The organism is Bradyrhizobium campsiandrae (assembly GCF_014529705.1).
Classification (GTDB): domain Bacteria; phylum Pseudomonadota; class Alphaproteobacteria; order Rhizobiales; family Xanthobacteraceae; genus Bradyrhizobium; species Bradyrhizobium campsiandrae.
The window spans coordinates 1-14,039 of sequence record NZ_JAANIH010000007.1; the positions used below are offsets into that span (position 1 = coordinate 1).

Annotated in this window: 14 protein-coding genes; 5 read left to right on the forward strand and 9 right to left on the reverse strand. The window is 63.9% G+C overall.

Annotated features, from left to right (window positions below):
* From G8O24_RS06790 to G8O24_RS06810, 5 genes are all read right to left on the reverse strand, one after another.
* Positions 1 to 763, reverse strand: a 763-nt coding sequence (locus G8O24_RS06790; protein ID WP_188097700.1) for a phosphoenolpyruvate carboxylase, incomplete at its 3' end; no start/stop codon positions are given.
* Positions 764 to 896: 133 nt separating this feature from the next.
* Positions 897 to 1,301 (reverse strand): YccF domain-containing protein, encoded by a 405-nt coding sequence (locus G8O24_RS06795; RefSeq protein ID WP_188097702.1) that lies wholly within the window; start codon positions 1,299 to 1,301, stop codon positions 897 to 899.
* A 48-nt stretch (positions 1,302 to 1,349) separates the two neighbouring features.
* Positions 1,350 to 2,435 carry a rhomboid family intramembrane serine protease gene (locus tag G8O24_RS06800; protein WP_188097703.1) on the reverse strand — a complete coding sequence of 362 codons (1,086 nt, stop codon included), beginning with the start codon at positions 2,433 to 2,435 and terminating at the stop codon, positions 1,350 to 1,352.
* Between the two features lie 95 nt (positions 2,436 to 2,530).
* Positions 2,531 to 4,075 (reverse strand): acyl-CoA synthetase, encoded by a 1,545-nt coding sequence (locus G8O24_RS06805; RefSeq protein WP_188097704.1) that lies wholly within the window; start codon positions 4,073 to 4,075, stop codon positions 2,531 to 2,533.
* A gap of 137 nt (positions 4,076 to 4,212) precedes the next feature.
* Positions 4,213 to 5,022 (reverse strand): crotonase/enoyl-CoA hydratase family protein, encoded by an 810-nt coding sequence (locus G8O24_RS06810; protein WP_188097706.1) that lies wholly within the window; start codon positions 5,020 to 5,022, stop codon positions 4,213 to 4,215.
* Positions 5,023 to 5,126: 104 nt separating this feature from the next.
* Between G8O24_RS06810 and G8O24_RS06815 the strand changes: the two genes are divergently transcribed.
* Both G8O24_RS06815 and G8O24_RS06820 read left to right on the forward strand, forming a co-directional pair.
* Positions 5,127 to 5,999: an SDR family oxidoreductase gene (locus tag G8O24_RS06815; protein ID WP_188097707.1), complete on the forward strand. Its 873-nt coding sequence runs from the start codon at positions 5,127 to 5,129 to the stop codon at positions 5,997 to 5,999.
* A 262-nt stretch (positions 6,000 to 6,261) separates the two neighbouring features.
* Positions 6,262 to 7,839, forward strand: a complete 1,578-nt coding sequence (locus G8O24_RS06820) for a fatty acid--CoA ligase (protein ID WP_188097708.1) — start codon at positions 6,262 to 6,264, stop codon at positions 7,837 to 7,839.
* Between the two features lie 165 nt (positions 7,840 to 8,004).
* Here G8O24_RS06820 and G8O24_RS06825 read toward each other — a convergent pair whose 3' ends face one another.
* A complete protein-coding gene (locus G8O24_RS06825) occupies positions 8,005 to 9,279 on the reverse strand; it encodes an acyl-CoA dehydrogenase family protein (protein WP_188097710.1) in 1,275 nt (424 codons plus the stop codon).
* Positions 9,280 to 9,482: 203 nt separating this feature from the next.
* On the opposite strand from G8O24_RS06825, the gene G8O24_RS06830 reads away from it, so the two are divergent.
* Positions 9,483 to 10,262: an enoyl-CoA hydratase-related protein gene (locus tag G8O24_RS06830; RefSeq protein WP_188097711.1), complete on the forward strand. Its 780-nt coding sequence runs from the start codon at positions 9,483 to 9,485 to the stop codon at positions 10,260 to 10,262.
* Between the two features lie 113 nt (positions 10,263 to 10,375).
* Here G8O24_RS06830 and G8O24_RS06835 read toward each other — a convergent pair whose 3' ends face one another.
* The 3 genes from G8O24_RS06835 to G8O24_RS06845 are packed head-to-tail and all read right to left on the reverse strand — an operon-like array spanning position 10,376 to position 12,527.
* Positions 10,376 to 10,753 (reverse strand): DUF6285 domain-containing protein, encoded by a 378-nt coding sequence (locus G8O24_RS06835; protein ID WP_188097713.1) that lies wholly within the window; start codon positions 10,751 to 10,753, stop codon positions 10,376 to 10,378.
* A 2-nt stretch (positions 10,754 to 10,755) separates the two neighbouring features.
* Positions 10,756 to 11,742, reverse strand: coding sequence for a phosphotransferase family protein (locus G8O24_RS06840; protein WP_188097715.1), 987 nt, complete (start codon positions 11,740 to 11,742; stop codon positions 10,756 to 10,758).
* A complete protein-coding gene (locus tag G8O24_RS06845; RefSeq protein ID WP_188097717.1) occupies positions 11,739 to 12,527 on the reverse strand; it encodes an enoyl-CoA hydratase/isomerase in 789 nt (262 codons plus the stop codon). The genes G8O24_RS06840 and G8O24_RS06845 overlap by 4 nt, the downstream gene beginning before the upstream one ends.
* 165 nt (positions 12,528 to 12,692) lie before the next feature.
* Between G8O24_RS06845 and G8O24_RS06850 the strand changes: the two genes are divergently transcribed.
* Complete coding sequence (locus G8O24_RS06850) at positions 12,693 to 13,472, forward strand: SDR family NAD(P)-dependent oxidoreductase (RefSeq protein WP_188097720.1); 780 nt, start codon at positions 12,693 to 12,695, stop codon at positions 13,470 to 13,472.
* A 35-nt stretch (positions 13,473 to 13,507) separates the two neighbouring features.
* Positions 13,508 to 13,888, forward strand: coding sequence for a VOC family protein (locus G8O24_RS06855; protein ID WP_188097722.1), 381 nt, complete (start codon positions 13,508 to 13,510; stop codon positions 13,886 to 13,888).
* Positions 13,889 to 14,039 lie beyond the last annotated feature (151 nt).

The window sequence follows — 14,039 nt, forward strand, 5'->3', positions numbered from 1 at the left end:
CGGCCTCCTCCAGCCGGTCTTCCAGCGCGTTGACCAGCCGCGGCACCTCGCGGAGGAAGGTGTAGTCGTAGAACGACAGGCCGTTGGCGACCTCGTCGAGCACGGTGAGCTTGGTCCGGCGCAAGAGATTGGTCTGCCACAGCGTCAACACCTCGCGCCGCAGCTGCTCGTCGCTGGCCGCCGCCTCGTCGGCGGTCAAGGCAACCCGTTCGCGGCGGTCGAGCAGGCTGGCGACCTCCATCTCGCGATCCATGGTGCTCTTGCGGCGGACTTCGGTCGGGTGCGCCGTCAGTACCGGGCTGACGAGCGCGCTCTTAAAGAAACCACGCAGCGCATCGGCGCCGATTCCCGCGTCCCTGGCCTTGGCCAGCGTCTCCGCCAGGACGCCGGAGCCGCCGCCCTTTCCGGCGCGCATCTGACGGATGTTGTTCTGGTCCTCGGCGATGTTGGCGAGGTGGGAGAAATAGCTGAAGGCGCGGACGATCCGCACCGTCTCGGAGATCGACATGCTGTCGAGGATCTGCTCGAGCTCGCGGCGGGCGAGCCTGTCTTCGTCGCGGTGGAACCGGATCGAGGTCTGCCTGATACGCTCGACCAGGTCGAACACATCGGCCCCCTCCTGGTCCCGCACCGTGTCGCCGAGGATGCGCCCGAGCAGGCGGATGTCGTCGCGCAGCCGCGCATCGGCCTCCAGCGCCTGGACGTCCTCGGGCCGGTTCGGGCGAAGATCGGTGGCCTCAGATGGTACGGTCTGGAGGGACATGGCTCGCTCCCTGATTAGAGCTCCCAATGGCTCCCCGGCGGTCCGAGTGTGCGATATTTTTCCGCCGCAGTGCAAGATGAAGTTGGAGGCGGCGCACAGTGCCGTCCGCCACGCCGGAATCGCGCCCGTGAAGCTACGCCGGCACGATCACCTTGCCGATCGGCCAGAGCGCGATGCCCGCGAGCTTCAGATGGGCCCAGGCGAAGGGTATGCCGATGATGGTGATGGCAAAGAGCACGGCCGTCAGGAGGTGGCCGAGCGCCAGCCACCAGCCAGCCAGCACGAGCCAGATGATGTTGCCGATTACCCCGAGCGGGCCGGTGCCGACATCGCTCATGCCGGTCACCTCGTCGCGGCTCACCGCTCGCGAGCCGAACGGCAGCAATGTGTAGATGGCGATGTTGAACGCCGCCCGCGCCCACGGCAGGCCGATGATGGTGATGGCCATGATGACCGACGCCACCAGCCAGCCGAAGGCCATCCAGGCGCCGCCGATGAGAATCCAGATGATGTTGAGCAGAATGGAAACGGGGGACATGGGATGATCCGAGGGTCGACGAGACCCCTTATAGCACGACCTCCGCGGTCATAGTCCATGACGCCTGTTACGTTCAGCCCGCAGCGATGTGCCGACAAATCCGACGTCCTCGATCCCGCGCGAAATCTCCTTCGCGCAGAGGCACAGGGTCAGGGCGGCAACGCCGATCGCCGATAGCCCCGAGATGAGCACGGGATTGGGACAGAATATGACGAGAAAATTATCGAGTGGAGCGGATCCAGTCGGCCAGCGCGGCGTGCAACAAGATCCCAGAGCCCAGCCTGAAAGCATCACCGCGGCGGCGTTCGTTGCGGCCATCATGGTCACCACGATCACCAGCCCCTTCTTCATGGAGAGCGCGAGATCGACCGTCTTCACGACGGCGCAAGCTGCGACCAGGGCGACGATGGCCAGACCCCAGCCGGATATTGCTGCGGCGACGAGCTGAGCTTGACTGCTCCAGGCCCACCACGCGGCAACGCAGGCCAGCAGGGTCAGATTGACCTTCACGGCTTCCGGAAACTTGCAGCGAAGCACGTACGGATTGGTCTTCTCGATGAGATCGAGCACCGCGCATGCGATCAACCCGGCCGCGAAACCGCCGAGATGGACGCCCCAATCGATCCGCGAATTGCCGAGCGCAAAGGCGATGTTCAACCCGATATTGATGGCGAAGAAGTCGAACCCGAATTCGAGCTTGCCGAGGATCCACAGGCAAAGCAGAGCGCCCAGGATACCCGACGTCGCGCCGGACGCGCCGACCGTCAAATAGGGCGTGGAATGGATGCCATTGCCGATGATCGCGCCGAACACCATCGCGCAGAGATAGATGATGAGGAAGTAGGCCGGTCCGACTCGCCGCTCCAAATGTCCGCCCCACAACACCAGGCACAACATGTTCATGGTGAGGTGGACGAAATCGGCATGCAGAAAACCATAGGCGAGCAGGCGCCAGTATTCATGCCGCGCGATGGCGGCCGAATACATGCCGCCGTAGCGATAGAGCATCTCCGCCGGCGCCGCCGGGCCGCCGGCCTGGATGAAGCAAAATCCCGACACCAGGACTGTCACCGTCATCAGCGCGTAGACAGCGGCATGGGGGACTTCGAAGAAGCTGGCGCGGGTGGAGGGCATCGGCGATCACTGGCGGCGGGGAACGGGAGCGGCAACCTAGCCGAGCCGGTCGATGATTGCCACTCCAGCGTGTGACATCGGCGCCCCCAGCACCCTCAGATCTTGCGCCCCGCTTGCTGCCAATAGGGATCGCGCAGGCGGCGCTTGAAGATCTTTCCCGAATCTTCACGCGGCAATCCGGTGCGGATCTCGATGTGCTTGGGCACCTTGTAATCGGCCAGCGAGCTCTTCAGCCGGGCACGGATGAAGGCGGCATCGAGCACGATGCCTGCCTGCGGCTCGACCACGGCCATCAGCGCCTCGCCGAACTCGGCATCGGGGATACCGAACACGGCGCAATCGTGCACGCCGGGGACGGCGTGCAGCACGGATTCGATCTCGGCAGGATAGATGTTGACGCCGCCCGAGATCACCATGTCGCGCTTGCGGTCGCAGATGAAGACGTAGCCGTCGTCGTCGATATAGCCGACGTCGCCCGAGGTGATGAAGCCGTCGCGGTCGATCTCGGCCCGCTTCTCCGGCTTGTTGTGGTAGGTGAAATCGGCCATCTCAGGCATGCGGGAATAGATCTCGCCGATCTCGCCGACGCCGAGCACGCGGCCATCGTCGCCGATGAAGCGGAGTTCAGCGCCGGGGGAAATCTTGCCGACCGTGCCTGGCTTCTTCAGTGCGTCCTCGGAGGTGGCGAAAGTGACGGCGCTGGATTCGGTCGAGCCGTAGAATTCGTAGATCACCGGGCCCCACCACTCGATCATGGCACGCTTGACGTCCGCCGGGCACGGCGCCGCGGCATGGATGACGTGGCGCAGCGAGGAGACGTCGTACTTGTTGCGGACCTCCTCCGGCAACTTCATCAGGCGGATGAACATGGTCGGCACCATGAAGATGGTGTCGATCTTGTACCGCTCGATCAGCTGCAGAAACTCTTCCGCCTCGAAGCGCGGCATCAGCACCAGTACGCCGCCGAGCTTGCCGGCGCGGATGCCGAACGAATTCGGCGCGGAATGATAGAGCGGCCCCGGCAGGATGGCGCGGGCACCAGGCTTGAGCCCATAGATCATCGCGCGCATGCGCTCGCCGGCGGCCTGCTGCTCCGGCGTCGGCGCATTGCGCCGCACGCCCTTGGGATGGCCTGTGGTCCCCGAGGTGTAGATCATGTTCATCGGCTGCGGCACGAGCGGACCGTCATAGGGCTGGAACTGCGCCAGCCAGGTTTCGAAATCGATCGCGAAGTCGGGCGTCTTCAGGTGGTCGGGATCGATCTTGTAGTTGGACAGGATCTCCGGCGGCGTCGGCACGCTGAGCACGGTGACGCCTTTCGGGATCGCATCGCGCAAGGCAGGGAGCATGTCGGCGTGGCCGATCAGCACGGATGTGCCGGTATCACCAAGGATGTAGTTGATCTCCTCCGGTTTGAAGTGCCAATTGATCGGCACGCCATACGCGCCCAGTCGCATCGCGGCGTAGGCAGCCTCCAGAAAGGCGATGTCGTTGCGCATCAGCATGCAGACGCAGTCGCCCTGCTTGACGCCCATTTTGGCGAGGCCGGAGGCGATCTGATCGGCGCGGGCGGCGACCTCCGCATGCGAACGACGGCGGTCGTCCGAGACGATGCCGAGATATTGGGACGTTTCGCTCATTGCTGTTTTTCTTTGTTGTTAGTTGCTGTCATTCCGGGGCGATGCGAAGCATCGAACCCGGAATCCATGTCACAGCGGATGTCGGGGGTTCGATCGATTCCGGGCCTGCGCCTACGGCGCATCCCGGAACGACGAACTCAGTCCGCAAACTTCGCCGCGCGCTTCTCCAGGTTCGAGCGCACCGCCTCGGTCTGGTTCGCACTGCCGATCAGCTTCTGCTGCTCGACCGACTCAGCCAGCAGCGCCGGACCGGGATCGACCGCGAGATTGTTCAGCAGCCGCTTGGCGGCGCGGATCGCATCGGGGCTCTTGCCGGCGATCTCGCGCGCGACTTCGAGCGCTGCCGCGCGCGGATCATCGCAGATGCGCGTGGCCAACCCATATGTCATGGCCTCCTGCGCGGAGAAGATGCGTCCCGTATAGGTGAGATCGCGCAGGATATCGTCGCGCACGAGCGAGGCCAGGATCGGCGTGCCCGCCATGTCGGGCACCAACCCCCATTTGATTTCCATGATCGACATGCGCGCATCAAGGCTCAGAAAGCGCATGTCGGCGCCGAGCGAGAGCTGGAAGCCGCCGCCGAAGGCAACGCCGTGCACGGCCGCGATCACCGGCACCGGAAGCTGGCGCCAGCCCCATACCGCGGCTTGCGGAAAATTCGCCTGGCCATGCGTGCGCTTGGTGAGGTCGCGATTTTCGCCACCCGGAATTCCGTTGCCGCCCTTCTCCTTCATGGCGGCAAAACGCCCCATGTCGAGACCGGCGCAGAAGGCGCGACCTTCGCCCGACAGCACGACGGCGCGCACGGCTTTTTCCTTCGAAAGCCGCTCGGTTGCGGCAACAAGAGCTTCGAACATCGCCTGATCCAGCGCATTCATCTTGTCCGCGCGGACCAGCCGCACGTCGGCGACGCCTTCCGAGATCGAGATCGAGACGCGCTCTTCCATGGATGAATTCTCCCTGTTCTTGTTCGGTGCCGCTTTACAGAAAGCCGGCGGCCGGATTTAGTCAATCGACCAATTAACTGACGATACGTACGGGAGAAACAGCCATGTTCAAGGAAAATCTTCTGGCTGGGCGGCGCATTCTCGTGACCGGCGGCGGCACCGGGCTCGGCAAATCGATGGCGGCGCGCTTCCTCCAGCTCGGCGCCGAGGTGCACATCTGCGGACGGCGCAAGATCGTCTGCGACGAGACCGCAATCGAGCTGATGGGTGAGTATGGCGGCCGCGTCACCAGCCATGGTGTCGACATCCGCAACGCTCTCGCGGTCGAGGAGATGGTCGAGACCATCTTCCGCGACGCGCCGCTGACCGATCTCGTCAACAACGCCGCCGGCAATTTCATCTCGCGCACCGAGGAGCTCTCGCCGCGCGGGTTCGATGCGGTTGCCAACATCGTCATGCACGGCACGTTCTACGTGACGCATGCGGTCGGCAAGCGCTGGATCGCCTTGAAGCAGCCCGGCAATGTCGTCTCGATCACCGTGACCTGGGTGCGGAACGGCTCGCCTTACGTGGTGCCGTCGGCGATGAGCAAATCGGCGATCCACGCCATGACGATGTCGCTGGCGACCGAATGGGGCCGCTACGGTATCCGCCTCAACACCATCGCGCCGGGTGAGATCCCGACCGAGGGCATGAGCAAACGCATCAAACCCGGCGACGAAGCCGGTGCGCGCACCGAGGCGATGAACCCGATGGGCCGTGTCGGCACCATGGAAGAGTTGCAGAACCTCGCGGTGTTCCTGATCTCCGGCGGCTGCGACTGGATCAATGGCGAGACCATCGCCATGGACGGCGCCCAGGCGCTCGCCATGGGCGGCAATTTCTATCAGCTCCGCGACTGGAGCGACGACGACTGGAAGACCGCGCGCGAGAGCATCATGGCGCAGAACGAGAAGGACCGGGCGAAACGGGGGTGATGCTTCCTCCGTAGTGAGATGCGCAAGGTCGCTCCACGCTCCACCGTCGTCCCGGCGAAGGCCGGGACCCATACTCACCGAATCTAGTTTTGCGAAGATTGGTCATGACCTTTCGTCGCCAAATTGCGCTTAGTGGTTATGGGTCCCGGCCTTCGCCGGGACGACCGTGTTGAAGCAGCTCGCTTCTATTGCTCCCACCTTGTTTTCCCCCGCGGTTGGCGCCACACTCCCGGCATAAAAAACAAAACGCCAAGGGAGAAACATGTCCACACAGCCATTGGCTGACCTCGCCCAGATGGTGCGCGAGCGCGCGAGAAGCCGCGGCGATGCCGTCGCCTACGAGTTCGAGGGCCGCCTCACCAGCTTTGCCGAATTCGATGTCAAGACCAACAGGGTCGCCAACGCACTTCTCGCCATGGGTCTGAAGAAGGGCGACCGTATCGCCTATCTCGGCAAGAACAGCGACCTCTATTTCGAACTGCTGATGGGCGCAATGAAGGCCGGCGTGGTGATGGCGCCGGTGAACTGGCGTCTCGCCGGACCCGAAGTTGCTTTCATCGTTTCGGATTGCAAGGCGCCGGTTCTGTTTGTTGGACCTGAATTCATCACCCAGGTCCGCCAGATCAAGGACCAGCTTCCCAACGTCCGCACCATCATCACCACCGAGGGCGGCGCACCGGAGTGGCAGGATTTTACGGCCTGGCGCGATGCGCAGAACGGCGAGGATCCCAAAGTGCCGATCGCTACCGGCGACATCGCGATCCAGCTCTACACGTCGGGCACGACAGGCAAGCCGAAGGGCGCGATGCTGAGCCACGCGAACTTCCTCAATTTGGTGCAAACCGGCAATGCCGAGGACAAGCCGGAATGGAATCGGTGGTCCACCGATGACGTCTCGCTGGTGGCGATGCCGATCTTCCACATCGGCGGTTCCGGCTGGGGCGTGATGGGGCTCTATCATGGCGCCCGCGGCGTCATCGCGCGCGAGTTCGATCCGACCAAGGTGCTGGATTTCTTCGAGCAGTCGGGCATCACCAAACTGTTCATGGTGCCGGCAGCGATGCAGTTCGTGGTCCGGCAGCCACGCGCAAGGACCGTCGATTTCTCCAGGCTGAAATACATGCTCTACGGCGCCTCGCCGATTCCGGCGGCGCTGCTGAAGGAGTGCATCGAGGTCTTCAAATGCGGCTTCGTACAGATGTACGGCATGACGGAGACGACCGGCACGATCGTCGCTCTGCCGCCGGAGGATCACGTCGAGGGCCTCGAGCGGATGCGCTCGGCCGGCAAAGCCCTGCCCGGCGTTGAGATCGCGATCCTCGACAGTAACGGCAAACCGTTGCCGCCGCGCCAGGTCGGCGAGATCGCGACGCGATCGGGCTCCAACATGGCGGGCTACTGGAATTTGCCCGAGGCGACCGCCGCGACGCTGCGCGGCGACGGCTGGCTGCGCACGGGTGATGCCGGCTATATGGACGAGGACGGCTACCTCTACATCCACGATCGCATCAAGGACATGATCATCTCCGGCGGCGAGAACATCTATCCCGCCGAGGTCGAGAACGCGCTGTGCGATCACCCCGACGTCGCGGAAGCTGCCGTGATCGGCGTGCCTGACGAAAAATGGGGCGAGGCGGTGAAGGCGGTGGTGGTGATGAAGCCGGGCAAACAGGCGACCGCCACCGACATCATCAACTTCACCCGGACGCGCATCGCCGGCTACAAGACGCCGAAGAGCGTCGAATTCCTGCCGGCGCTGCCGCGCAATCCGTCTGGCAAGATCCTGCGAAGGCAACTGCGCGAGCCGTATTGGGCGGACAAGGATCGACGGGTGAATTGAGCGTGGTGCCGTAGGGTGGGTTAGCCCTGCGACTGCGCAAAGCGCAGTTCGCACGGCGTAACCCACCTCTTTACGACCCGCACCGATGGAAGTTGGTGGGTTACGCCGAGCAGATCCGCTTCGCGCATCTGCCCGGCTGACCCACCCTACGGCACGGTGCAAGCTTCAATGCTTCCCCGGCCCCATATAGCCGAACAGGAACCCCGCCACTTTCCGCATCTGAATCTCTTCGCTGCCTTCGGTGATGCGATAGCGGCGATGGTGACGGTAGATGTGCTCGAACGGCTTGTGACGTGAATAGCCCATGCCGCCATGAACCTGCATGGCGCGGTCGGCGGATTCGCAGCAGAGGCGGTTTGCCCAGTAGTTGCACATGGAGACCCGGTCGGAGAGCGTGCGCTCGATCTGCTCCTCGGTCAGCTGGTCCATCTCCCAGGCGGTCTTGCGGATCAACAGGCGCAGCATCTCGGCTTGCGTGGCAAGCTCGACCAGCGGGAACTGGATCGCCTGGTTCTCGGCGAGTGCCCGGCCGAACGGCTTTCGCTCACGCGCATATTTGACGCTCTCGTTGATGCAATAGACGGCCGCGCCCAGCGAGCTCGCCGCCTGGCGGATGCGGTTCTGGTGCACAAAGCACTGCGCCAGCGACAGGCCTCGGCCAACCTCGCCGAACTGAGCATCCTCAGGCACGAACACGTCCGTGAAGCTGACGCGCGGGTGGTCGGTCGGCATGTTGAACGTCCACATGTACTCCTCGACCTTCACACCGGGCGTCTTCGCCGGCACCAGGAAGCAGCTGATGCCGCGGGCATCGCCGTCATTGCCCGATGTGCGTGCGAACAGCGCGCAATGCGTGGCGACATGCATGCCTGTCGTCCACATCTTCTCGCCGTTGATGATCCAGCCCTTGACGTTGTCGCGTGTCGCGGGCACCGCGCGCGTCTCCATGTGCGTCGCGTCCGAGCCGTGATGCGGCTCGGTGAGGCCAAAGGTGATGCGGTACTTGCCCCGGATCGAACCGTCGATCATCGCCTTCTGGTCGTCGCGGCCGTAGCGGTCCAGCATGGTGACGACGGGGAAATTGCCGACGATGGAATGCTCGTTTTGCAGATCGTTGTGGAGGCCAAGCCCCTTGGCGGCAAAGTGCTCGCGGATCACGGCCATCCAGAGATTGGAGCCATCCCTGCCGCCATATTGCTTCGGCACCGGAAAACGCAGGTGACCGGCGGCATCCGCGAGATCCTTCGCCTTGCGCAGCAGCGCTTCCCATTCATGCCGCGGTAGACCGCCATTCTCGAAATCGGTGCGTGCCCATTCGCGGCGATGGTCAAAGAAGCGGATGTTGTCGTCGGCCTCTTCCAGCGGCTTGATCTCGCGTTCAATGAAACGATCGAGCTCCCCGAGATAGGCGACGAGATCGGCAGGCAGTGAGAAATCCACAGGCTCTCTCCCAGGATTGATTTTATCGTTTTGCGTTAAGGCGCTGGACGCGTTTTTTCTTCGTGCGATTAAGGTGAGAAGGGCGCGCACAAGTCAAGTAAGCCGAGGCGCAAGGCGCACCCGCGCAATTCGGTGGCGCTCCGACAATGACGCGCGGTAGTATGACCGCAATATTCCTTCACGAGAAAATGCGGGAGCGCGCGATGGAGCTGAAATTCTCTAAAATAGAACACAGGGGTCCGATCACGATCGTCACGCTGTCGCGACCTGAGGTCTACAACGCGCTGCACACCGACGCGCATTTCGAGCTGCAAAAGGTGTTCGACGATTTCTCCGCCGATCCCGAGCAATGGGTCGCGATCGTCACAGGCAGCGGCGACAAGGCGTTCTGTGCCGGCAACGATCTGAAGTGGCAGGCGGCGGGCGGCAAGCGCGGTTGGGACAAGGGTGGCTTTGCCGGCCTCACTGCGCGCTTCGACTGCGACAAGCCGATCATCGCCGCGGTCAATGGCGTTGCCATGGGCGGCGGTTTTGAAATTGCGCTGGCCTGCGATCTCATCATTGCCGCCGAGAACGCGACATTCGCGCTTCCTGAGCCACGCGTCGGCTTGGCCGCGCTCGCCGGTGGCCTTCACCGGCTGCCGCGCCAGATCGGGCTCAAGCGCGCCATGGGCATGATCCTCACCGCGCGCCATGTCAGCGCCAAGGAGGGCCAGGAGCTTGGCTTCGTCAACGAGGTGGTGCCGCAGGGCGAAGCGCTCGCGGCCGCGTTGCGCTGGGCGGAGATGATCACAAAGAACTCGCCGATGTCGATCCGCGCATCAAAGCAGGCGATTCAGAAGGGCCTTGCCGTGTCGCTGGAGCAGGCCATCGCGGAGCAGCGCGACTATCCGGCGGTGAAGGCGATGGTGGCCTCGCAGGATTACATCGAGGGCCCGAAAGCGTTCTCGGAGAAGCGGCCGCCGAAATGGGTGGGGAAGTAGGCGGTCTCACCGCCGTCATTGCGAGCGAAGCGAAGCAATCCAGCATCCCTCCGCGGAGAAAGTCTGGATTGCTTCGTCGCAAGGACTCCTCGCAACGACGGACGGGGAGAGGGCTACCCGTCCCGCCCCAGCTCCCGCTTGTAGGACGCGTAATTCGGCTGATCGACCGCAAGCTTGGCCATCGTGGTGGCCCACAGATGCTCGGCGAGGCCCGGCGTTGCGAGATCCACGTCGCCCTTCGCGATCCGCTCGGCGAGCGTGCGATTGAGCTCTGTCACTGTCCCGTCTGCGCCGAGCAGCGCCCGCAACCGCTCCAGCTCCGCAGCATCGCTTCCCGCCTCCTGCGCCAACTGCCGCGTGACGAGGTCGAGGATGTTGACGGCCACGCGCAACTTGAAGGCCTGGTGGCCCGAGATCAGCGGCGTGATGTCGCTGCGGAGGAAATCGGCGACCGCCCTGGTCAGTTCGATCGGTGTCGGTTCGTCCTGCATGCCTACCCTCCGCGCGGCGCGAGCAGCCGTAACAGATCGATCTCGGTCTCGGATGCGCGGCGGCCGATCATGGCGCGCTCCATGGAATGATCGGGCCCCTCGCGAAACCGCTGCATCATGCCCCCGCACATGATGCCCCAGCGCAGCGTGCCCATGACTTCCCAGAATTTGACGCGTGCTGGATCGCATTTGCGCCCCGCAGCCTCGTAACCGGCGAACAGCTCCTCGCGCGAGCCAAAGCCGCCGACCGGCTTGTCGATCTCGCCGAAACGCCATGAGTTCACGCAAACCCAGCCGAGATCCTCCATGGGATCGCCAAGGTGAGCGAGTTCCCAGTCAAGCACGGCACGGATGCCATCGGCGCCGATGATGAGATTGCCGTTGCGGAAATCGCCATGCACCAGCGTCGTCTCAGTTGACGGCCCGGGATCGTGATCGCGCAGCCAGCGCAGCGCCAGCTCGAACACGGGCTTCGGCCAGTTCAGGCTGCGATAGTCGCGTTCGAACTCAGAGATTTCCTGGGTCGCCGACCTGCTCCGCAGCTCGGGCAATTTGTCCTGCGGCAGCTTGTGCAGGCCTGCGAGCACGCTGCCAATCTGCCGCGCAAGAAGCGGCCGCGCCGCCGCGTACTCCTGATCGCGAAGAATCTTGCGGGCGATGGTCTCGCCCTCGATCCGCTGCATGATGAAGCCGGTGCCGAGATCGTCCTCCGGCGTCAGCACATGCATCACGCGCGGCGACGGCACGCCGGCCTCGAAGGCAAGCTGCATCAATTGCGCTTCGGCCGCCAGACCTGCCGCGCGCGTCGGGGCCGCCCCATAGCCCTTTGGCGAGCGGCGCAGGATCGCGCCGATCACGCCGTCGGGATGGGTGACGTCGAAGCGCCATGTCTCCTGGCTGGCGCCGCCGGAGAGCTTTGCCGCGCCGGTCACGCCGGTTGCACCCGGCAACCAGCGCTGGACGCTGCGGGAAAGCTCCGCCTCGATCATTTGCCCTTGAACTGCGCCGGGCGCTTCTCCAGGAACGCGCCCACGCCCTCCCGAAAATCCTGTGTGTCGCCAGCGCGGAGCTGGCACTGGAATTCGAGATTGAGCTGCTCCTCGAAGGAATTTTCCGGGCTGTCCCAATAGAGCTTGCGGATCAGCGACAGCGCGACCGTCGGGCCGCTGGCAAGCTCGTGCGCGAGCTTCATCGCCTCGTCCATCAGCACGCCATCATCATACACACGATTGATGAGGCCCCATTCCAGCGCCTTCTCCGCCGGCAGCCGCTCGCCCATCAGCGACAACTCGATCGAGCGCGCGCGGCCGATGAGGCGCGGCAGCAGCCAGGTCGAGCCGCAATCCGGCACCAGGCCGATGCGACGAAACGCCTGCAGGAAGTAGGACGAACGCGCGCATAAAATCATGTCGCCGAGCAGCGCGAAGCTCATGCCGGCGCCCGCCGCCGGGCCATTGACCGCGGTGATGATGGGACAGTGCAGATTGCGGATACGGCGCAGGAACGGATGAAAGCCGGTCTCCAGCGTCAGGCCGGCCTTGGTTTTCTTCGACTGGTCGTTGCGCCCTTGCAGATTCGCACCCGTACAGAACGCCCGCCCCGCACCGGTCAGCACGACGCAGCGCACCTCGTCCTTCTTCTCCTCGATCGCATCGAGTGCCTCGGCAAGGCCGCCGAGCATGTCCACGGAGACCGCGTTCATCACCTCCTGATGGTCGAGCTTGAGGATCGCGACCGAACCATCGAATTCGAGCGTGACGTGTTTGAACTGCATGGTTTCCTCGTCCGTTGCGGCCCGCTTCAGTTTCGCAGACCGGAATTACTTCTGCCGGGGCGCATATTTGATTTTTGGCACGGTCTTGTCCATGGTGATCAGAGCATAGCAAGCAATCTTGCGCGCAGCGGCTGATGCGCCGCGCGGCAAAACAGGAAACGCGCCATGAACCTCTTCGACCTCTCGGGCCGCGTGGCCGTGATCACCGGTGGCAATGGCGGCATCGGGCTCGGCATCGCGCAGGCGCTCGCCGGCCAGGGGTGCAGCGTCTCGATCTGGGGCCGCAATGCTGACAAGAACAAGGCTGCTGCCGCGAGCATGGCGGGGCTATCAGGCAGGGTCGAGACCCGCGTCTGCGACGTCACCGATCCGGCCTCGGTCAATGCCGCGATGAAGGCGACCCTCGATACATTCGGCCGGGTCGACGGCTGCTTCGCCAATGCCGGCATCGGCGGCGGCGGCCGCAGGTCCTTCATCGACCGCACCGAAGAGGAGTGGCGCACGATGTTTGCGACCAATCTCGACGGCGTGTTCCACGCCTTCCAAGCCGCCGCGAAGCACATGACCGACCGCGCCAATGCCGGCGATCCCTTCGGCCGGCTGGTCGCGACCTCGAGCCTCGCCTCGATCTTCGGCACCGCGCGCAACGAGCATTATGCCGCGACGAAAGCCGCCATCAACGCGCTGGTGCGCGCGCTCGGCGTCGAGCTGGCGCGCCACGGCGTGACCGCGAATGCGATCCTGCCCGGCTGGATCAAGAGCGACATGACGGCAGGACTGATGGCGAACGAAAAGTTCGTCGCCAACGTGATGCCGCGCATTCCGATGCGGCGATTCGGCGAGGCATCCGATTTTGGCGGCATCGCCGTGTATCTGATGAGCAAGGCCTCGTCGTATCACACGGCGGATACATTCGTGATCGACGGCGGCTATACGGCGTTTTGATTCTCAAAACGACAAACTCTGGGGAAAGCGGGCAAATGTTTTCACACATCATGATCGGCACCAACGACCTCGACAAGGCCAAGGCGTTCTACGACAGCCTGCTCAGCACGCTCGAGGTGCGCCCGGCCAAGGTCGATGGCCACCGCATCTTCTATTTCACCAGGACCGGCGTGTTCTCGGTGACCAAGCCGATCAACGGCGAGCCGGCGACCTGCGCGAACGGCGGCACCATCGGCTTTGCCGCCAACTCGCCCGAGCAGGTCGACAAATGGCACGCCGCCGGCGTCGCCGCTGGCGGAACGCCGATCGAAAATCCGCCCGGCATCCGCGAGGGCGGCGGAAACAAACTCTATCTCGCCTATTTGCGCGATCTCGACGGCAACAAGATCTGCGCGATGCATCGGATGCCGAGCTAGAGGCCCACCGGACTCTCCTCGTCATTGCGAGGAGCTCTTGCGACGAAGCAATCCAGACTGCCGCCACGGTAAGATTCTGGATTGCTTCGCTGCGCTCGCAATGACGGAGTCCTGGGGATCGGACGGTGCTCCAGCCCGCTTGCGCGCCGCC